This window comes from Nocardia sp. NPDC006982 (genome assembly GCF_042869435.1).
In the GTDB taxonomy this organism is placed as follows: Bacteria; Actinomycetota; Actinomycetes; order Mycobacteriales; family Mycobacteriaceae; genus Nocardia.
This window is the reverse complement of the sequence record NZ_JBIAFV010000001.1, coordinates 1,753,824-1,773,680: the sequence shown is the minus strand read 5'-3', so window position 1 is coordinate 1,773,680 and position 19,857 is coordinate 1,753,824. Positions and strand designations below refer to the sequence as shown.

The following is a 19,857-nucleotide window of genomic DNA, read 5'->3' as shown; positions in this document are numbered from 1 at the left end:
ACCCATGACCTACATCGCTTCGATAGGGACCTACCTGCCGTGCTGGGGCGCCCAGCGCCATCGGGTGCTCGGCGACGACGAGGACGCGATCACCCTGGCCGTGGAGGCCGGTCGCGCCGCGCTGTACGACGCCGGTCCGGTGGAACGGGTGATTGTGGTCAGTCGTGATCTGCCGCTGGTGGGAAGCAGTAATGCCGCGGTCCTGCTGGCGGGGCTGGGGCTGGATCCGGAACTGGAGGTGATCGAGCGGCTCGGCGGCGCCCCCGCCACCCTCGACTCGCTCAGTTCCGCCCGGCCGCGCACCCTGATCATCGGGGTCGATACCGAGCCCGCGGGCGCGGCCGCGGCAATGGTGTCCGATCACGGCCTGCAGGTGCGCACCGCCGCCCGGGTGGCGCGCAGCCTGCCGGTGCGCACCCGCAATGCCGTTGGGGCCGTACACGATTACGGCGACCCGCGACTGCTGCACACGCGCGGCTTGTTGGCCTCGCTGGCTGCGGCTTGGCTGGACACACCGGTGGCGGTGGCCGGGGTCGATGACAAACAGGCGGCCGCGCTGTGCCTGGGCGGCCCGCCGTCGCTGCCGACGGTGGGCGCCAGCGCCGGGCTGTTCGCCTTGGCGGCCATGGCCGAATGGGGCAGTACGGGTCTGCTGGTGGGGGTGGAGCAGGCCAGCCTGTCCGGTATCACGGTGGCCACCGGTACGGCCGTGCTGCACCGGCACGAGTCGACGGCCAGAGAGCTGCCCGAAGGCGACCTGTGGCCCGGATCCGAGATTCCGATCTCGCTGGCCGCCTACGAGCGCGCATTCGAGGCGAAGGTGCGCTGGGAGGCCGGAAAACACCCCGGCAGTGACGAACTGGACTTCCCGCCGCGCTATCGGGTCGCCGCGGACGGCGGTCTGAGCACCGGCTACACCCTGGTGCCGCTGCCGCGCACCGGCACCGTATACACCGAGGCCACCGTCGCGATACCGGTGCCGGGGCTGAGAAGTCCGTACACCCTGGTGATCATCGAACTCGACGGTGTCGGGGTGCGGGCGCTGGCGAAGGTGACCGGCACCGATCCGGGCACCGTCGCGATCGGGGACCGCGGCCGCATGGTGCTGCGCCGGGTCGCCGTGCGGTCGGGGGTGCCCGACTATGGATACGCATTCGAACCGGAGGTCGCGCGATGAGGGAAGTAGCTATCGTCGGTGCGGGTATGACGCCCTTCGCCGAGCATTTCGCCCTCGGCGTCAAGGATCTGGTGCCGATGGCGTTCGCCGAATGCGCCGCCAGCATCGACAAAGGGTTGGCCACCTCCGATCTGAAGGCGGCCTGGTTCGGTGCGATGGGCAATACCGACGGATTCCCGGCCGGGATTGTCGCCGATGCGCTCGGGCTGCCGGATCTGCCGGTGACCCGGGTCGAAAACTCCTGTGCGACAGGCAATGACGCGGTGCGCAATGCCCTGTTCGGCATCGCCTCGGGCGCTTTCGACGTGGCCCTCGTCGTCGGCGCGGACAAGTTGCGCGAGACCGCGCAGAAGGACATGCTGTGGGAATGGGAGGCGATGGCGCGCGATATGGCCTGGGACTACCCACTCGGCCTGATCGCGCCCGTCGGATTCGCGCTGCACGTGGCCCGATATCTGCACGAATCGCCCGCGACCAGAGAGCATTTGGCCATGGTTGCGGTGAAGAACCACCGGCACGGTGTGCGTAATCCCAAGGCCCGCTTGCGTTTCGAGATCAGCCTGGAGCAGGCGCTTGCGGCGCCGATCGTGGCCGGACCGTTCGGGCTCTACGACTGCGCACCGCAGAGCGACGGTGCGGCGGCGCTGGTGCTCGCCGCGGCGGATGTGGTCGACCGCTACACCGATCGCCCGGTGTGGATCCGCGGCGTCGGCCTCGGCCTGGATTCGGTGATGCACCAGCACAAGCGGGATATGACGACCTTCCCGGCCACCGTGCGAGCCGCTGAGGCGGCCTTCGGGATGGCGGGTCTGACTCCCGCGGATGTCGACGTCGCGGAAGTGCACGACTTCTTCACCGGTATCGAACTGATCAGCTACGAGGACCTCGGCTTCGCCGAGCGATTCGGGGCCGCGAAACTGATCCAGAGCGGGGTCACCGAGGTCGGCGGCGCGCTGCCGGTGAATCCGAGTGGCGGCCTGAAGGCCAAGGGACATCCGCCGGGGGCGACCGGCGTGGCCCAGTGCGTCGAGTTGTTCGAGCAGTTGCGCGGTACGGCGGTCAATCAGGTCGACGGTGCGCGGATCGGCTTGGCGCACAACCTCGGTGGGCCGACCGCGGTGTCGGCCGTGACGATCCTGGAAGGACCCGGCGCTTGACCGCGGCGGCCGTCGCGCTGGTTTCGGGCAGCCCGAAGAGTCGCCGTGCCGTATTGGAGCGGGCCGCACGGTGGGTCGGCGCCACGGGCACCGTGCACGTCGTCTGCGACGGGATCTCGCCGTCGATGCTCTTCGGGTCCATTGCGCTGAGCGGACTGTTCGTCGATGCCGTCGGGCTCGAGGACGCGGACTTCACCAGCACCGCCCGTATTCTCTCGCGACACGGCTGTGGCTGGAATTGGTGGTGGGGGCCGGTCGGCGCGCACTCCGTCGCGGTGCGGCGGGCCGCGGCGCTCGGCGCGGTCATGGTGCTGCCGACCCGATCGCTGATGTTCCAGGTGCGGGTCGTGGTGCGGCTGCCCGATGCGCACCACGACCTCGCCAAAGGTGAAAGGTCGGGCTAGCTAATCCGGTGCGACTCCGTCCTCGTGCGCCATCCAGTGCACGAAACGGTGCAGCGGGTACATCGCGTCGTGCGGGTTGCCGATCGTGCTCGGTCCGGCTTCGCCGAGGCGGACGACGCGCTGGGCGCCGCCGCTGGCCAGCCGGTCGCGGTAGTCGGCCATCCGGTCGAACGGAAAGAAGCCGACCGTCTGCGTCGCCACATTGACGTACTTCATCGCCGTGTCGAGGCTGTCCACGCGAACGACATTGGCGGTCTTGTTGATCGGGTGGAAGTCCACCGGTTCGTCGGAACGGATCACCAGGCCCTTGCCGTCGGTCCGTCCCCAGACCTGGAACTCGTCGTCGAGCATCATCAGGGTGTCGATCTGCTCGCGCAAATCGATATCGAGCGGTCGGGTGTCGCCCGATCCGGCGGCCTTGTCGACGATGCGGGCGTGCAGCCGGGCGCAGAAGCGGTCGGCGTCGGCCTGATCGGCCTCGACATAGACGAAACGGCTTGCGACGCAGGCCTCCTGGTTGAGCACCATCACATCGGTGGCCGCGAGTTCGGCCGCCCGGTCGAGCGACTCGTCCGAGGCGAAGGCCTCCCGGCCGACCATCGAGATCGAGGTCTTGGGGTCGAAGGACACCAGTTGGAAGCCCGGCCCGAGGTATTTGATCACGTTGTCGATCGCATCACCGCCACCCCAGGCGACGATCTTGTCGAAATACTGCGGCCGGTACAGCACCCGTTCCACCGCATCGTCGCCACCGCGCCAGTAGAGCGCGGACATCGACCGCACAATGGCGTGGTCGGGATCGATATCGGCCATGGTCCGCAGGATCGCGACCGTGGTGAACGGATCACTCGACGACATCTTGAACAGATTGACCGCCTTGACCAGTGCGCCGTGGGCAATGGACTTCACCGCGACGCCGGGGGAGTTGCCGGGCAGCACATGGATCAGCCGGGGTGCGAATGCCCGCACGAAACTCTGGCGACCGGTGAAGTCCCGCTTGGGAATCCACTCGTCAAGAGCCCGCGGGTTCGGAAAATTCTGTTCGACCACGGTCTCGAGCAGCCGCTTGTCGAGGTAGCCCGCCGCGCCCATGACCTGTGCCTGCAGGACGGCGCCCGGCAGCACATGGGTGGACGACATCCGGTCGATGCAGTCGCGCACGAACGGGTTTTCGGGGGCGCGCAGTTGTCGCCCGGTCTCGACGAGGAAATCGATGATCTCCGCGAGCGGGACGTTCAGCAGCGGCGGCACTTCGCTGCGCGGATGCACTGCGCGGTCCATCGGGATGTGCGGTGTCGCGAAGGTGACGCCCAGATCGCGCGAGCGGTGCGTGACGTCGTCACCCTCGAGCAATTCGCCGCGCAGGAAGAAAGGCGCGGCTGCGACGGCTTCGGTGTCTGTGATGATCATCAGATGGCCGTGGTGTGGAGACGTCCGGCTTGAGCCGTGGGAGGAAGCGGATCGAGTTCATGCCAGGCATGAGCCGAAAATGATCCTGGCGCAGATTGTTTCACTGTTCACGACCTGACTTGTTAATGTGTGGGGCATGGGGGAGAGGTTGGTGAAGCGGGCGTTTAAGTACCGTTTCTATCCGAGTGAGCAGCAGGAGCGGGAGCTTGTGCGCACGTTCGGGTGTGTTCGTTTGGTCTACAACAAGGCTTTGGAGGCCAGGACTAGCGCGTGGTTCGCCGAGCAGCGGCGGGTGAGCTACAACGAGACTTCCGCGATGCTGACTGCGTGGAAGAAAGCCGATGAGTTGAAGTTTTTGGGTGAGGTGTCTTCGGTGCCGTTGCAGCAGACGTTGCGGCATCTGCAGGGCGCGTTTGCGAGTTTCTTCGACAAGCGGGCAAAGTATCCGCGTTTCAAGTCGAAGAAGAAGTCTCGCTCGTCGGCGGAGTACACGCGGTCGGCGTTCACTTTCCGTGATGGGGAACTCACCCTCGCGAAGATGGCCGACCCATTGAATATCGTGTGGTCTCGGCCGTTGCCCGAAGGTGTGCAGCCGTCCACGGTCACCGTGACTTGTGACAGTGCGGGCCGCTGGTTCGTGTCGATGCTCACCGAGACCGTGGTCGCCGACCATCCGCGCACCGAGAGTGTTGTTGGTGTGGATGCTGGGATTACTTCGCTGTTGGCGTTGTCGACTGGGGAGAAGATCATCAATCCCAGGCATCTGCGGCGAGAACAGGCGCGGCTGGTGAAAGCTCAACGCGGGCTTGCCCGCAAGGCCACGGGGTCGTTGAACCGGGAGAAGGCTCGTCGGAAGGTGGCGCGTCTCCATGCTCGTATCACGGACCGCCGCAGGGATTATCTGCATAAACTCAGTACTCGGCTCGTTCGTGAGAACCAAACGATCGTGATCGAGGATCTGAATGTGGCAGGGATGCTTCGCAATCGCCGTCTGGCACGTGCGATCTCCGATGCCTCGTGGTCGGAGTTGCGTTCGATGCTGGAGTACAAGGCCGCTTGGTACGGGCGTGAGGTGGTTGCTGTGGACCGGTGGTTCCCGTCGAGCAAGGTCTGCTCGGCGTGTGGATCGGTGCATGATGCTATGGGGTTGGATGTGCGGGAGTGGGTGTGCCGGTGCTGCGGTGTGACCTATGATCGTGACATCAACGCTGCGAGGAATATTTTGGCCGCTGGGCTGGCGGTATCTGCCTGTGGATGTGGTGTAAGACCAACCCGGCAGTCGTCGGTGCGGCAGTCGCCGGGGAAGCAGGAAACCCGACCTGTGAAGGTTGGAATCCCCCGCTGTTAGGCGAGGGGAGGAAGTCAAGACAGGCCCCTGACGTACGCGTCGACGGTGCCGGCGCAGCCGATCTTGTCGTCGCCCTTGATATCGGCGTATCGAACGATGTCATTGCGGACCGACGGGCCCTTGTTGCCACAGGCGCAGGGGTCGACGTCGAGTGCGATCTTGTCGCCGGTGATGATCCCGCCCCAGTGTCCGTCCAGTGAGAGATCGAAAAATGCGGCGCGGCCTTCGATTTCACCGGATTCGTGCGGCAGCAGTGTCGCACCGTCCTCGTCGAGGATGAACGGCACGATCCATGGTGGTATGTGATAGCGATCGCCCTTGCGGCACTTGGGCATTCCGGAATTGAGTTCTTGCATCGAATAGTTCTGGAAGTCCCGGTCGGCCGGGATATTGAAGGTCTGGTGGACGAATTGCTGGTAATCCGGCGGCAATTGGGCGCGCTTGAGTCCGCCGCCGACGTAGAGGCAGTTGTCGGGGTGGAAGTCCGCGGCGGAGTAACCCATATCCCGGACGATCGCGGCCACCTGGTACAGCGCATTCCACATGCCCGAGATATAGAGCTTGTCCGCACGGTATCGCACGAGCGCCTCGGCACCGGCGATCATCGCTTTGTCGAGCGCCTCCTGCCGATCCCGGGAGTTCCGGTCGAAATCGGCCAGTTCCTCCGGCCGGGCGGTACCGTCGGCGATCTTCTTGCGCAGCACCACCATTTTGGTCAGCGAGCCGACGGTGATCGGTGGAATGGGCAGGCGGAAACGCACTTTGGCCGGATCGCCGAACGCCGCTTGCTGGGCCGCGGCGATGACCGCGTTCTTCGGGACGGATGCGGTGGCGGCGATCCCGACCATCCGCCGATCCTGTTGGGGGCGCACACCCGAACCCCAGGAGAAGACATTGACCGTATCCTTGCGCGACCATTCCATATCCCGCTCCGAGGCGAGCAGCATGGCCGACTTGCCGGTCGTTCCGCTGGAACAGGAGACGTAATGCCCCGCCGCCTGCAGCCGCCCGATCCAGTCGTCGATATCGGCGATGTCGGAGGTCTCGATCGGGCTGATGGGGTAGGGCGATACGGTGCCGAGCCACTTGCCGAGCCGATCCCACTTCTCCTCGATCAGAAAGCTTTCCGGATAGCTCTTGTAGACCGAGTGCGGGAACAGTAGCGGCACCATATCCGCGCGGTCGCGGATCTCGGTGATACCGGCTTCCCGCGCGCGGTGTCCGAGCAGCCTGATCCGGTCGTGGTGTTGTCGGAGTTTCTCGTCGAGTGCCGCGACCTGGGTTTCGCGCAGGTCGGCGGCGGAGTGGTCGAAGCGATCGGCGGCATCGGCCAGTTGTGTCAGGGTTTCGATGGCTGAGCTCACGGGGGTCCTTCCCGGTGACGTTGCCCGCTGGAAAAACGGCAACTCATGCGTATCATTATTAGCGATCGGAGGCACGATGACGCAAGCGGCAATTTCGTGGAGGCGGCGATGACGGAGGTCGGACCGCCCATTCGGCGCGCGGCCGGGCGGCCTACCCGAGCACAGGCCGAGGCGCGGCACGAGGAATTACTCGACACCGCACTGGATCTGTTCCTGGAGCACGGCTACGAGCTGGCGACGATCGAGATGATCGCCGGTCGCGTGAACATGACCAAACGCACCGTCTACGCCCGCTATCCCGACAAGGCATCGCTGTTCCTCGCCGCCGTCCGGCGCGCCATCGAGCGACAGGTCGTACCCGCGGACGTGCTCGCGGGCTTCGACAACGGTGACCTGGCCGAGACGCTGACCGAGGTTGCCCGGCTGCGGATCGATCAGGTGATGACGCCGAACGGACTACGCCTGCAACGCATTATCAATACCGAGAGCTATCGCTTCCCCGAGATCTTCGTCGCCAACTACGACCTGAGCGCCGGGCCGGTGGTCGACTTCGTAGCCGGTGTCCTCGACCGCGCTATCGCCGCCGGGACGATCGCACCGACCAACTCCGGACAGGCCGCCCGCGCCTTCATGAGCATGGTCGTCGGCGGCCAGGTGCGCTCCATCGTGGCCGGTCGCCCACCAACTCCCGAACAACTCGACGAGCGGGTCCAATTCACCGTCGGTCTCCTGCTCGACGGCCTGCGGCCCCGCTGAAATGACTGAGAGGCTACGACTTTGGCATTCGAGGCAGATCGTCCGGTAGCGGTGGTGACCGGAGCCAGTTCCGGCATCGGCGCATCGACCGCCGAAAAGCTGGTGGCACGCGGCTGGCAGGTGATCGGTGTCGGTCGCGATCGACAGCGTTGTGCGGCCGCGCGAATGCGGATCACGGTCGCCGCGCGCGACGGCGGCGGCTTCGACATGGTGCGCGCCGACTTCACTCTGATGACGGAGGTGGCGCGTGTGGCCACCGAGATCGCGAGCCGCACAACACGTCTGGATGTGCTGATCAACAATGCGGGTGGGGTGCGGGATCGGCAGATCATCACCGCCGAAGGCGCCGAGGCGACCTTCGCCGCCAACCACCTCGCCCCGTTCCTGCTCACCAGAGAACTGATGCCGCTGCTGCGGAGGAGCGCGGCGGGCCTGCCATCCGGATCGGTGCGTGTACTCGCCGTATCGTCGAGCGCGCACCGTGCGACCGAGGGCTTCGATTGGGCGGATCCACAGAGCCTGAACGACTTTCACCCGACAGCGGCCTACTGTCGCGCGAAACTCGCCAATATTCTGTTCACTCGCGAACTGGCGCGACGTGCGGCACCTGACCGGATCGTCGCGCAGGCCATGCATCCAGGAGTCGTCGCCAGTAACTTCGCCACACACGGCGATGCGGCGATGCGAGCATATATGGCCGCAGCCGATACGGTGCCACCGGATGAACCGGCCGACACCCTGGTGTGGCTGGCCACCGATCCCGGGGGCGGTCGAGACGGTGGGCGTTACTTCTACCGGAAGACAGTGGAAACACCGGCCTCCGTCGCCCTCGACGATGCCGCCGCCACCCGCCTCTGGGCCGAAAGCGAGCGGCTGCTCGCCGATCTCGGGTTCTGAGGATATGCGGATCGCGGTCGTTCGAGTCACAGCCGACCTACCGCACGAGCTGGCACTGCGCAGCTCATCTCCGGCAAAGCATCTGCCGACGGTAGTCAAATGGTGGCTGTCGCCGGTGCTCGGCCCACCATTCGACTACCGCCGATGACATTTACCCTGTGGTTCGGTGCGCGGCTTTGAGGTGGCGAGCGCGGCGCGGTGGGTTCCGCAGGGTGGCCGCATGTCGAATCGCGCGGTGACGACGTCTTGCTCGGACGGCAGCGGTGTACTCATGTGGCCACCGACCGAGTCGGTCGATGCAGCAGGTGTGCGCGGGTCGGTTCCGGTGGCACCAGACGGTATGCCGCGTGACCAGGGACCTGTCCGGCGCGAATTGGTTTAAGAGTAGCTACAGCCAGCCGAGCGGGGACTGCGTGGAAGTCGCAAACCTACGCGGCGGAACGGTCGGTGTTCGCGACTCGAAGAACCCGACCGGCCCATCGTTGATCTTCACACCGAGCGAATGGGACGCCTTTACCGCAGGCGTGAAAGACGGTGAGTTCAACCGACTCGATCCGTAGCGGGTTCCACACCCTGACGGCTGAACGGCCCCAGTCCGACACGTAATGGACTGGGGCCGTTGCTATTTGAGTTCAGTTGTGTCCGGGTCGGTATGTTGGCAGGCTGCCGCCGAAATCGTCGACATGACTTGCAGGGCTTCGCGGTGCGGATGCGGCGGTCTTCGTCGTAGGCTATGTCGCGGACCCAGCCCAGCGACATCGACGTTTGCCGGGATTGCCCCGCGGGCTGCGGATCAGATCGGCTCCCAGATCGTCATCCGCGTGTTGGCCGGATCGATCGACGGGCTGAGCCTCATCCGGCCGTCCTTGGACCTGGCCATCAGTTCCTTCATCACGGTGTCGATATCACCGTCGATGTCGTAGACGGCAAGATATTCGGCGGGCTGGTCCTCGGTGGTCCGAAGACGATGGCGCGTACAGGATTTCACGCCATCGATGGCGAGCATCTCGGGTACGTGGACTTCGCCGTACCAGGTGTTGTATTCCTCGTCCCGGCCGGGCTGCGGGCGGGAGAAAACCATCAACTGCATATCGTCATCCCTCGATCAGTGTGCTTGCTGGGCATAGGCTTCGGCGTATTGCTGCCGCGTGGTCGTGGAGGTATCCCAACCCGCGGCCTTCGCGCGCAGCGCGCCGACGGTAGCCTGCTCCTTCGGGGTGTGCTCGAACGGATCGAAATTCAGGAAACGGCAGGCGTTCTGCCAGGTGATCTTGTTGATATCGGTGTCGTCGGCGTGGGCTGCGTTCAGTTCCTTCAGCACGAATTCGGGTGCGTCGGGCCACAGCGAGTCCGAATGCGGGTAGTCGCATTCCCACGCGATGATGTCCATCCCGACTGCGTCGCGATAGGTGAGTGCGGTCGGATCGGTGACGTAGCAGGCGATCACGTGCTCGCGGAAGACCTCGCTCGGCAGTTTGCCGCCGAAGTCGCGCCGCAGCCACCTCTGGTTGGTGTAGTGGCGATCGGAGCGATCCAGGAAGAACGGGATCCAGCCGATGCCGCCCTCCGACAGCGCCACCTTGAGATTGGGGTAGTTGCGAAATGCCGGACCCCAGAGCAGATCCTGAACGGTGATCTGGGACACCGTCGGCGCCAGGCACATCAGATTGTCGATCGGCGCGTCCGGCGCCAGCTTGAGCGCCCCGAATCCGGTGCCGATATGCAGGTTCATGACCAGACCGGTTTCGTTCAGCGCCCCGAAGACCGGTCCCCAGAAGTCCTCGTCGAAATAGCTCGGGCTGCCCTGCAGGTGCGGCAGTTCCGCCATCGTGACGCCGCGGAAGCCCTTCGCGGCGACGCGGTGGATCTCGGCGACGGCCAGCTGCGGATCCCACAGCGGCAGAATGGCGTTCGGGATGAACCGGCCGGGGTAGACGTCGCACCAGCCCTCGAGATGCCAGTCGTTGTATGCCTGGATCATCGCGACGGTGATCTCGTCCTTGAAGTGACTCAGGTGGCCGGCGCTGAATCCGGCGAAAGTGGGGAAGCACATCGAGGCCAGGATGCCGTTGGCGTTCATATCCCGTATGCGGGCGTGGATGTCGTAGACACCGGGCCGCATTTCCGCGTAACCGGCCGGGTCGTACCCCCACTCCTCCGGCGGCCAGGAAACGACCGCGTTGAGCCCGGTGACACCCGTCGGTTTGCCACGGTAGACCCACCGGTCGACGCCCTTTTCGTCGACGATCACCTTCGGCGCCAGATCGGCCCACTTCTTCGGCACCCGGCCGTCGAACATATCGAGCGGCTCGACGACGTGGTCGTCGATGCTCACCAGGATCATGTCGTCGATGTTCACGTGACTCCTCGCTGTTCGTGCGACGCCGGGGGTGTGCGTCACCCCGATCTAGACAAGCGGAGAGATGGTCAATCTTCATTTGGGAGAATGCCACTCTCGCAGTGAGGTCGACCATACACCCTGCGCGCGGGCGCGGTCGACAAATTCCCACCGGATATCGACGACTAGCTGTCGGAGCCGCGGGCTACCCCGGTTCGGATGTTGAACTAGTGCTCAAACTCAGACTGAACGCATGCGCGGATCACGAATCCGCGGCCTCGATCTCGGTGCGCTCGGATGCGTTCGCCTCGAACCGGTCCAGGTACTGCTCGACGAATGCGACCAGATCCGCGTGGCCGAGCGTGACGCCCACGGCATTCTCGGTCGCGATGACGCCGGACACGCTGGCGATGAGCAGTGAAATCACCACCGGCGGCAGCTCGGTGAGGTCGAGGCCGTTGGCCCGGGCGATGAAGGTCAGCGCGGTCACCTGGATATCGCGGAAACGCTCGATATAGGCGGCGATCTCGGTCCGGATGGCCGGGCGCTGGTTGGCCAGCGCCATGAATTCCTGCTGTAGCCGGGTGCCGTACGGTTCCCGGCTGAGCTGCCAGAGCGCATGCAGCGGCTGCTCGGAGAACATGGCTTGGCGCTGCCGCTCCAGATTGGCCTCCGCGCCGCGCCGGAATACCGCCAGGAACAGGTCGTCCATGGTCGGGAAGTAGTAATGCACCAGCGCGGGTTTGACCCCGGCCAGCGCGGCGACCCGCCGTGACGTCGCCGCGGCATGTCCCTGCTCGAGCATGATCTGCGCGGTGGCATCGAGGATGGCGAGCCGGGTGGTCGAATCCTGCGCGCCGATCCGGCGGACCCGGGCGGTGCCGCGCGCGGCAGTCGGCTCGTCCGTGCTCGCCCGGCCTCTTGACCTGTCATCCGTCACGGTGTTAAGCATATGCACATATCAAGTTTGGGCACTAGTTCAGCATTCGCAGGGCATCGACCCGCGTGCTGCCGTACCGAAGAGGCACATCATGACCGTCACCGCCACCCCCGTGACCGACCACATCGGATTGGAAATCACCGGCCTGTCCGGTCGGCAACTCGCCGATCGGCGAGTTGCCGACGACCTGCGCGCGGCGCTCGACCGCTATGGGGTGGTGATCTACCGCGACGCCCACATCGATGACGATGCGCTCGTTGCGCTGAGTCGCCTGCTCGGTGAGGTCGTGGTCGCGCCGTTCGGCGGCGAGAAGGCGCATCCGGAAGTATCGGCCATCACCCGTGATCCGGCGAAGAGCGTGCTGGCCGCCTATCGGGAGGGCACCTTCTTCTGGCATATCGATGGCGCGACCGACGCTGTCCCGCAGCAGGCCACCCTGCTGACCGCGCTCGAGGTGGCCGCCGACGGCGGTGGCACCGAATTCGCCAACACCTTCGCCGCCTACGCGGCGCTGCCGGACGCCGAGCGGGCCGAACTCGAAACCCTGCGCGTGGTGCACAGTTTCGCGCATGCGCAGTCGCTGGCCAATCCGGATCCGACGGATCGGGAGCGGGCCGCCTGGGCGAAGGTGCCGACCCGGGTGCATCCGCTGGTGTGGACGCGCAAGAACGGCCGCAAGTCGCTGCTGATCGGCGCGACCGCGGCACAGGTCGTCGGCATGTCGGCGGACGAGAGCCGGGCGCTGCTGGATCGGTTGCTCGACTGGTCGACCCAGCCGCAGTTCGCCCTGCAGCATCAATGGCGGCCCGGCGATCTGGTGGTTTGGGACAACACCGGCATGCTGCACCGCGCCCAGCGCTACGAGGTGAGCTCGCGCCGGTTGATGCACCGCACGACCCTCGTCGGCGAGGAAGCCGTCGCCTGATACCGAAATGGGTGGGCCAGTCTTCCTTGTTTCCCTTGCGGAATGTCATTCTCCTGTTATGAGAACAACATTTCTCACCTCGGTGGCGCAAGCAATGACGCGGGAGTCCCCATGATCGACAACACCAGCGAAGCCGTCGCGGCGCCGACCTGTCTGACCTGGGAGCTGACCCACGCCTGCGATCTGCCCTGCATCCACTGCTCAGCCAGCATTCGCGGCCGCGATACGCGCGAGCTGAGCACCGCCGAATGCAAGGCCCTGATCGACGAATTCGAGCGGATGCGGATCAGCCGCGTCGATATCGGCGGCGGCGAGCCGACCGTACGCCCGGACTTCTGGGAACTGGTCGACTACGCCACCGCCGAGCACATCGGAGTGAAGTTCTCCACCAATGGAATTCGGATAACTCCCCATGCCGCACGCCGGATCGCCGGGAACGGCGATATCGACGTGCGGATCTGCCTCGACGGCGCGACCGAGGCGGTCAACGACGCGGTGCGCGGCACCGGGGCATACCGGGCGGCGGTGCGCGCGATGGAGTTGCTCGCGTCGTCGGGCGTCTATGGATTCGAGCTGTCCGTCGCCGTGACCAGCAAAAATGTCGGCCAGCTCGACGCTTTCAAGGCGATTGCCGATATGTTCGGTGCGCGGCTTCGGCTGACCCGGCCATCCGGCCGCGTCTCGGATGAGCCGCACCCGACGGCTGCTCAGCAGCGGACACTCGCCGACTGGCAGCGCGCGCACGATACCGATGTCCTGACTGGAGATTCGTTCTTCCACCTGCCTGGCGACGGCGCATCGATTCCGGGGTCGAACCTGCGCGGGGGTGGCAGGGTGCGGTATGTGATCGACCCGATCGGCGATGTCTTCGCGTTCGCCGACCACGACCGATTCCACGCCGGAAACATCCGTGCCGCAGGCGGATTCGAACCGATATGGCGCGCTTTGGAACTGTTCACCGGACTGCGCGGGCTGCCGAGCAGCCGCACGCGTACGGAATGCCCAGGTGGACACGGTGATTCGACGTCGGCCCGGATCGACCGCATAACCGCGTCGAGGCCGTCGGAGGACTACTCGCATCGGCGTCGACCGGGTGCCGAATATCCGCCGATTCCGAGGTCGGCGTGACCTCGCGTTCGGAGCATCGGCGGGTCGCGCTGGTCACCGGCGCCGCGCGGGGGATCGGGGCGGCGACGGTGCTGGAATTGGCGTCTCGGGGCTGGTCGGTGCTCGCAGTGGATCTGGCGAGCGATGATCCCGCGCTGCCCTATCCGATGGGGAGTAAACGCGAACTCGTCGCGGTGGCGACCGAGGCGGGCAGCCGGGTGAACCGGGTCGGTGCGGTGCGACCGTATATCGCCGACGTGCGCGATCCGTCTGCACTGCAGGCTGCGGTGGCCGAGGCAGTCGGTACTTGGGGCGGGCTGGATGCGGTGGTCGCGGCGGCCGGGGTCATCGCCGGTGGAGTTCCGTTGTGGGAGATGCCGATCGAGCAGGAGCGCGCGGTCCTGGATGTCTGCCTGGGCGGGGTCGTGAATCTGGCGCGGGCGGCCGTTCCGGCGCTGCTGGCCCGGCCCGCACCGCGTTCGGGGCGGTTTCTGGCCGTCGCCTCGGCCGCCGCGACGAAGGGCCTGCCCCAGCTCGCCGTCTACTGTGCGGCGAAAGCCGGTGTGACAGGGCTGATTCGAGCGCTCGGCGCGGAGCTCGGCGGCACCGGGGTAACCGCGAACGCGGTGAGTCCCGGCTCCGCCGATACCGCGCTGCTGGCCGAGATCGCGCGCCTCTACCGGCTGCCCGACGTGACGGGATTCGCCGGCCAACAGCCGATCGGACGGTTGCTCGATCCGGGTGAGATCGCCGGCGTCCTGGCCTTTTTGGCCGGGCCGGACAGCAGCGCGATGACCGGTGCGACGGTCGCAGTCGACGGTGGCCTGGCGGTGTGAACAATCCGAGGCCCGAGTGGTTTCTGTTCTTGCCGCAGATCAAGTTGCGCGTCGAGGACATCGTGGAACGGGCCCGCGTGGCCGAGGCCGGCGGGTTCGACGGCATCGCGTTCATCGATCATCTGGTCGCGCCCGGCGCCGAACAACTGCCGCTGTGGGAGGCGATGACGGTGGCCGCATGGGTGGCCGCGCGAACCGAGCGGCTGCGGATCGGACATCTGGTGTTATGCGACTCGTTCCGGCATCCGGCGATTCTCGCCAAGGAGGCGGTGACGCTGCAGGAGGCATCGGACGGCAGATTCGAACTCGGCCTCGGCGCCGGCTCGGTACCGCACGAGCTGGTGGGATTCGACATCACCCGGGACCGAGCGGCCGCGCGCCGCGATCGGCTGCGGCGCAGTCTGGAACTGCTGCACCAGTATTGGGGCGCACCGAATGCCGAGGGACCGGTGCAGGTGCCGGCGCCGAGTACACCGATTCCGATTGTCATCGGCGGCACCAGCGCACCCCTGCTGGAATTGGTGCGTGACTATGCGACATGGTGGAATCTGCCTGCGCCGCAACTGAACCGGCTGCCCGACCTGCGACCCGAGATCGGGTCGGCGCGGGTATCCGTCCAGCAGATGGTCGGCTTCGTCGGTCACGGCTGGGATGCCGCGGAGGTGCATGCGCGCAGCACTCGGCGATTCGGTCAGCTGGGTGCGGGCCTTGTCGTCGGCGATGCCGCGCACCTGGTCGCGCACTTCGACGACCTCGTCGAGCGCGGCGTCGAGCGGTTCTATGTGTGGTTCACAGATTTCGCCACACCGGAGACGTTGGCCGAATTCGGGGCGAAGGTGATCGGGAACCCGCGGTAGGCCTACCGCAGCTGATCCTTCATCACCTTCCCGGTGGCGTTCAACGGCAGCGCTTCCCAGAACTCCGCGAAACGCGGGACCTTGTAACCCGCCATGCGGGTCTTGGCCCAGCCGATCAGTTCTTGTTCGGAGATCGGTCCGGTGGCGACCACGAACGCCTTGCCGACTTGCCCGAGCCGCTCGTCGGGAACACCGACCACCGCTACCTGCGCAACGGCCGGATGCTCGAGGAGAACGCCTTCGATCTCGGCCGGATAGGCATTGAAGCCGCCGACGATGAACATGTCCTTCTTACGGCCGATGATCCGCAGCCGTCCGTCGGAATCCAGGCTGCCGAGGTCGCCGGTGTGCAGCCAGCCCTCGGGGTCGACGGCCGCGGCGGTTGCCTCGGGATCGTCGAGGTAGCCCTGCATGACGGAGTACCCGCGGACGAGCACCTCGCCGTCATCGGCGATGCGCACTTCGATGCCGTCGCAGGCGGTTCCGACGGTCGTCGCGATCTGCTCGAAGGTGTCGCCGGGGCGCGACGCCGTCGCGGTGCCCGCCTCGGTGAGCCCGTATCCGGTCATGATCGATCGGAACGGCAACTCCTCGTGCACCCGGCGGATCAGTTCGACCGGAATATCGGCGGCACCGGTGACCGCCGTCCGCAGCGACGACAGGTCGTAACGGTCCTTGGCCTCCAGCAGCGAGTGATAGAGGGTCGGCGGACCGGGCAGCATCGTCACCCGCTCGCGCTCGACCAACTCGAGTACCCGATCGACATCGAAGACCGGGACCGGCAGGATCGTCGCGCCGCGGATGAGCGACGCGATGATCCCGGCTTTGTATCCGAAGGTGTGGAAGAACGGATTGACGATCAAATAGCGATCGCCCTCCCGCAGATCGGCCAGCTCGCACCATTCCGAATACAGCCGCAGGGTCTGCAGATGATTCATCATGGCGCCCTTGGGCTTTCCTGTTGTGCCCGAGGTATAGATGATGTCGGCGATATCCGTGCCACGCACCTGCCGTTCGAACGGCGCACCGCTGGACAGGAAGTCCGACTTCAGGTCGATCACCGGCACGCCGTGCGGACCCGCGTAGTCCCCGCCGAGGAAGCCCTGCTGCACCAGCAGCAGTTTCGCCGCGCTGCGGCGCACGATATCGTCGGCCTCCTCGGCCTTGAACCGGGTGTTGACCGGGACGAGGACCCCGCCCGCGCTCAGCAATCCGAACGCCGCGATGATCCACTCGGCCGAATTGGGCGCCCAAATCGCCACTCGGTCACCGGATTCGACTCCGGCGTTCGCGAAGGCGCCCGCGGCCCGGCGGACCCGTTGCGCAAGTTCGGTGAAGCTGATCCGCAATGGTCCGTCGACGACCGCTTCGGCGGCACCGAAGCGGTCGGCCGCACTCATGACCATCTGCGGGATGGTCTCCCAGTTCATACGCTGTGCCCACTTGGCGCATGAGCGGGGCCCTGCGTGGTTACGCTTCGCTGCCGCCTCCGGGCCTGACCACTCATACGCCGAGCAGACCAGCCAGGTTGCCGCCCATGATCTTGGCCTGATCCTCGACCGGCAGATGGGTGAGCATATCGGCGAAGCGGGTGGGCTGGGCCAGGCCCTCGGGGTGCGGGTAGTCGGACCCGAACAGCACTCGATCCACGCCGATGAGGTCGATCAGGTCGCTCACGCCCTCCTCGTAGAAGGGGCTGACGAAGATCTGGTTTTTGATGGTCTCGATCGGGTTCTGCATGCCGAAGCCTTCGGGTGCCTTCTTGAAGGTTTCGGACAGTTTGTTCATGAGCGGGCCCAGCCAGGCGGCGCCGCTTTCGATGATGGCGACCTTCAGCTCCGGATGCCGCAGCAGCGCACCGTGGCACAGCAGCGAGGTCACGGCGTCCTCGACCGGTCGCCATTCGTTGACCATGCTGAAGGCATTGGTGACGAAGGGCAGCATCTCGGCGTTGGCGCCGTCCCATTCCTGGGTGTAGCGGGCGTAGCCGCTGTCGGAGGTGTGCATGGTCACGGCGACGCCGAGCTCGACCACCCGCTTCCAGAACGGATCGAATTCCGGCAGCGCGAACGAGCGCGGGCCGCGGAACCCCGGCACCGGAGCGGGGCGGATCAGGATCGCCTTGGCGCCGTGCTCGACGACCCACTCCAGCTCCTTGATCGCCTCCTCGACGATCGGCAGGGTGATGACCGGAACCGCGAAGATCCGGTCCTTGTAATTGAACGACCAGGTCTCGAGCATCCACTGGTTCAGCGAATGGACGATGGCGTGGATGGCTTCCGGATCATCGCGCAGGCGCTCCTCCACCAGGCTGGCCAGGGTGGGGAACATCAAGCTCCGGTCGACCTTCAGCTCGTCCATGAGCGCCAGGCGCGGCCCGGGCTCGCGGAAGGCGTCGATGGCCTTCATCGGCTCGCCGAAGATCTCGCGGCGGCTCTTGCCCTCCGGGTTGCCGTTCTTGAAGTAATCCTCCATGGCGCCCGGGCGCGCGACCACCGAGAAGGTGGGATTGGGGATGTACTGGCTGATCTGCCCCCGCACTGCGATCTTGGTCCGGCCGTTGACCTCGACGTACTGGATGATGCCCTCGTACCGCTTGGGCAGGTGGCGGGTCAGTGCTTCCTTGGTCTCGTACATGTGGTTGTCCGCGTCGAACAGCGGATACGGCAAGGTTTGGGCCGACATGAGATCCTCCTTCACTATTTGCGAGAATCCTATTCTCATTCCTGCCTGGTGGCAATCGCGTGCTGGCGGGTTATCGCGCGGTCGGCTTGGTCGGGCTGTCGCCGAAGTTCGATGTAGACCACATTTCCCAAATCGACCGTGATGATTCTCCAAATATGGAAAGCTGCTTTCCCGACGGCGAGAGCATCAGATCCGGTAGGGGCGCCGCTCGATGAAGAACAGGGACGCGGGCCTCGACCGATCGTGGCGGCGTCCCATAGAGGAGGAAACGTGAAATCGCAGCGAATACTCGTTGCTCTGCTGGCAGCCGCGCTGCTGGCGGCCGGCTGTAGTCGTGGTGGTGAAGAAGTCGAGGGCACCAACACCACCAGCTCGACTGCGTCGGGCGACTTCGGTGATCTGAAGAATGTCTGCCAGGCCGGTAAGCCGTCGAGTTCGTCCGCGCAGGGTGTCACCGCGGGCGAGATCAAGGTCGGGGTCTTCAGTGACGTCGGTTTCACCAAGAACACCGAATTCGTCGATGCGGCAAATGTTTTCACCTCCTGGTGCAATGCGGCCGGCGGTGTCGGCGGGCGCAAGCTGGTCGCCACCGTGCGCGATGCGAAGCTCATGCAAGTCCGCCAGCGCATGATCGAGGCCTGCCGCGAGGACTTCGCGCTGGTAGGTGGCGGCGCCGCACTGGATTCGCTCGGCGTCGAGGATCGGCTGAAGTGCTTGCTGCCGGAGTTTCCGGCGCAGGTCGTCGATGTGAAGAACTCCGGATCCGACCTGCAAGTCGGCGGCGGCGCGTCGGCCTCTCGCCCCTACGACATATACACCGGATATCACCAGTGGCTGCTCACGACCTACCCCGGCTCGGCCGGTGCGGTCGGCATCATCACCGGTGACTCGCCGGTGACCAAGGCGATGGTGCCCAAATTCCAGGAATCGCTGAGCGCGATGAACGCCTCGGTGGTGTACAACGAGCTTTATCCGGCCACCGGCGTCGCGGACTGGACACCGTACGCGCAGTCGATCAAGAGCAAGGGCGTCAAGGGGCTGATCTTCCTCGGCGATTTCCGCAGCCTGGCCAAGCTCGAGGATGTGCTGACCGGGATGGATTACAAGCTGGACTGGATCGACGCCAACAGCAACGCCTACAACTCGCAGTTCCTGGAGCTGGCGGGCAAATCCCTTGCGGCGCAGAACAATTTCGCCGATCTCAGTGGCATCGCGCCGCTCGAGGCGTCCGCGACGGTGCCGGATGTCAAGCTGGTGAAGGACCTGTTCGCCAAGTACGCCCCCGGTAAGGATGTCACCTATCCGGCGCTGCGCGCTTTCTCCGCGTGGCTGCTTTTCGCCAAATCGGCTGCCAGCTGCGGTGATCAGTTGACCAGCAAATGCGTGTACGACGCCGCCATCAAGGAGACGGCGTGGACCGCGGGCGGCCTGCAGGCACCGGTGGATGTGCGGCCCAACGGAGCGCTGCCGAAGTGCTACAACATCGTGCAGGCGACCCCGCAGGGCTGGCAGCAGGCCACCGGTTTCAAACCCGATACCGGTCCATACCGCTGCGATATGGACGCCTACGTGTACAAGAACGACTACGGCAAGGCCATGACCCTCGCCGATGTCGGGCTCAGCATGAGCGACTTGAAGTAGCGGAGTCGTTCGGCA

Annotated in this window: 19 protein-coding genes; 12 read left to right on the top strand and 7 right to left on the bottom strand. The window is 65.6% G+C overall.

The genetic code is table 11. From position 1 onward, the window contains the following. Window positions 1–4 precede the first annotated feature (4 nt). From ACFYOW_RS08000 to ACFYOW_RS07990, 3 genes are read left to right on the top strand one after another with little or no spacing between them, the layout of a single operon-like run. Window positions 5–1,177 carry an OB-fold domain-containing protein gene (locus ACFYOW_RS08000; protein ID WP_387285609.1) on the top strand — a complete coding sequence of 391 codons (1,173 nt, stop codon included), beginning with the start codon at window positions 5–7 and terminating at the stop codon, window positions 1,175–1,177. After that, window positions 1,174–2,334: a thiolase family protein gene (locus ACFYOW_RS07995; RefSeq protein WP_387285607.1), complete on the top strand. Its 1,161-nt coding sequence runs from the start codon at window positions 1,174–1,176 to the stop codon at window positions 2,332–2,334. Before ACFYOW_RS08000 ends, ACFYOW_RS07995 begins: the two co-directional genes overlap by 4 nt. Continuing rightward, window positions 2,331–2,738 carry a hypothetical protein gene (locus ACFYOW_RS07990; protein ID WP_387285605.1) on the top strand — a complete coding sequence of 136 codons (408 nt, stop codon included), beginning with the start codon at window positions 2,331–2,333 and terminating at the stop codon, window positions 2,736–2,738. Before ACFYOW_RS07995 ends, ACFYOW_RS07990 begins: the two co-directional genes overlap by 4 nt. Here the strand turns inward: ACFYOW_RS07990 and ACFYOW_RS07985 are convergent, their stop codons facing one another. Beyond that, on the bottom strand, window positions 2,739–4,148 hold the full coding sequence (locus tag ACFYOW_RS07985) for an acyl-CoA reductase (RefSeq protein ID WP_387285604.1): 1,410 nt from the start codon (window positions 4,146–4,148) through the stop codon (window positions 2,739–2,741). A 136-nt stretch (window positions 4,149–4,284) separates the two neighbouring features. Here ACFYOW_RS07985 and ACFYOW_RS07980 point away from each other — a divergent pair, with 136 nt between their 5' ends. Beyond that, entirely contained in the window at window positions 4,285–5,496 is a 1,212-nt protein-coding gene (locus tag ACFYOW_RS07980) for an RNA-guided endonuclease InsQ/TnpB family protein (protein WP_387285602.1), read from the top strand. A gap of 14 nt (window positions 5,497–5,510) precedes the next feature. On the opposite strand, the gene ACFYOW_RS07975 is transcribed toward ACFYOW_RS07980, so the two are convergent. Then, a complete protein-coding gene (locus ACFYOW_RS07975; RefSeq protein ID WP_387285600.1) occupies window positions 5,511–6,860 on the bottom strand; it encodes a hypothetical protein in 1,350 nt (449 codons plus the stop codon). Window positions 6,861–6,968: 108 nt separating this feature from the next. Between ACFYOW_RS07975 and ACFYOW_RS07970 the strand changes: the two genes are divergently transcribed. The 3 genes from ACFYOW_RS07970 to ACFYOW_RS07960 all read left to right on the top strand — a co-directional run bounded on the left by ACFYOW_RS07970 (window position 6,969) and on the right by ACFYOW_RS07960 (window position 9,073). After that, window positions 6,969–7,616: a TetR/AcrR family transcriptional regulator gene (locus tag ACFYOW_RS07970; protein WP_387285598.1), complete on the top strand. Its 648-nt coding sequence runs from the start codon at window positions 6,969–6,971 to the stop codon at window positions 7,614–7,616. 21 nt (window positions 7,617–7,637) lie between these two features. Next, entirely contained in the window at window positions 7,638–8,513 is an 876-nt protein-coding gene (locus ACFYOW_RS07965; RefSeq protein WP_387285597.1) for an SDR family NAD(P)-dependent oxidoreductase, read from the top strand. 296 nt (window positions 8,514–8,809) lie between these two features. Next, window positions 8,810–9,073 (top strand): DUF397 domain-containing protein, encoded by a 264-nt coding sequence (locus ACFYOW_RS07960; RefSeq protein ID WP_387285595.1) that lies wholly within the window; start codon window positions 8,810–8,812, stop codon window positions 9,071–9,073. Between the two features lie 233 nt (window positions 9,074–9,306). Here ACFYOW_RS07960 and ACFYOW_RS07955 read toward each other — a convergent pair whose 3' ends face one another. From ACFYOW_RS07955 to ACFYOW_RS07945, 3 genes are all read right to left on the bottom strand, one after another. Then, window positions 9,307–9,603, bottom strand: a complete 297-nt coding sequence (locus ACFYOW_RS07955; RefSeq protein ID WP_387285593.1) for a hypothetical protein — start codon at window positions 9,601–9,603, stop codon at window positions 9,307–9,309. A 15-nt stretch (window positions 9,604–9,618) separates the two neighbouring features. Next, the gene (locus ACFYOW_RS07950; RefSeq protein ID WP_387285591.1) at window positions 9,619–10,872 is read right to left on the bottom strand and encodes an amidohydrolase family protein; all 1,254 of its coding nucleotides are present in this window, start codon (window positions 10,870–10,872) and stop codon (window positions 9,619–9,621) included. A 241-nt stretch (window positions 10,873–11,113) separates the two neighbouring features. Continuing rightward, window positions 11,114–11,713, bottom strand: coding sequence for a TetR/AcrR family transcriptional regulator (locus tag ACFYOW_RS07945; RefSeq protein ID WP_387286067.1), 600 nt, complete (start codon window positions 11,711–11,713; stop codon window positions 11,114–11,116). A gap of 169 nt (window positions 11,714–11,882) precedes the next feature. Between ACFYOW_RS07945 and ACFYOW_RS07940 the strand changes: the two genes are divergently transcribed. The 4 genes from ACFYOW_RS07940 (at window position 11,883) to ACFYOW_RS07925 (ending at window position 15,516) form a co-directional block, all read left to right on the top strand. Further along, complete coding sequence (locus ACFYOW_RS07940) at window positions 11,883–12,716, top strand: TauD/TfdA dioxygenase family protein (protein ID WP_387285589.1); 834 nt, start codon at window positions 11,883–11,885, stop codon at window positions 12,714–12,716. 111 nt (window positions 12,717–12,827) lie between these two features. After that, window positions 12,828–13,844 (top strand): mycofactocin radical SAM maturase, encoded by a 1,017-nt coding sequence (gene mftC, locus ACFYOW_RS07935; protein WP_387285587.1) that lies wholly within the window; start codon window positions 12,828–12,830, stop codon window positions 13,842–13,844. After that, window positions 13,841–14,659: a mycofactocin-coupled SDR family oxidoreductase gene (locus ACFYOW_RS07930; RefSeq protein WP_387285585.1), complete on the top strand. Its 819-nt coding sequence runs from the start codon at window positions 13,841–13,843 to the stop codon at window positions 14,657–14,659. The genes mftC and ACFYOW_RS07930 overlap by 4 nt, the downstream gene beginning before the upstream one ends. Further along, window positions 14,656–15,516 (top strand): LLM class flavin-dependent oxidoreductase, encoded by an 861-nt coding sequence (locus ACFYOW_RS07925; protein ID WP_387285583.1) that lies wholly within the window; start codon window positions 14,656–14,658, stop codon window positions 15,514–15,516. Before ACFYOW_RS07930 ends, ACFYOW_RS07925 begins: the two co-directional genes overlap by 4 nt. Before the next feature lie 2 nt (window positions 15,517–15,518). Here ACFYOW_RS07925 and ACFYOW_RS07920 read toward each other — a convergent pair whose 3' ends face one another. Both ACFYOW_RS07920 and ACFYOW_RS07915 read right to left on the bottom strand, forming a co-directional pair. Next, a complete protein-coding gene (locus ACFYOW_RS07920) occupies window positions 15,519–16,946 on the bottom strand; it encodes a FadD3 family acyl-CoA ligase (protein ID WP_387285581.1) in 1,428 nt (475 codons plus the stop codon). 73 nt (window positions 16,947–17,019) lie between these two features. Then, window positions 17,020–18,201 (bottom strand): amidohydrolase family protein, encoded by a 1,182-nt coding sequence (locus ACFYOW_RS07915; RefSeq protein ID WP_387285579.1) that lies wholly within the window; start codon window positions 18,199–18,201, stop codon window positions 17,020–17,022. A 270-nt stretch (window positions 18,202–18,471) separates the two neighbouring features. Here ACFYOW_RS07915 and ACFYOW_RS07910 point away from each other — a divergent pair, with 270 nt between their 5' ends. Continuing rightward, window positions 18,472–19,842, top strand: a complete 1,371-nt coding sequence (locus tag ACFYOW_RS07910) for an ABC transporter substrate-binding protein (protein WP_387285578.1) — start codon at window positions 18,472–18,474, stop codon at window positions 19,840–19,842. Window positions 19,843–19,857 lie beyond the last annotated feature (15 nt).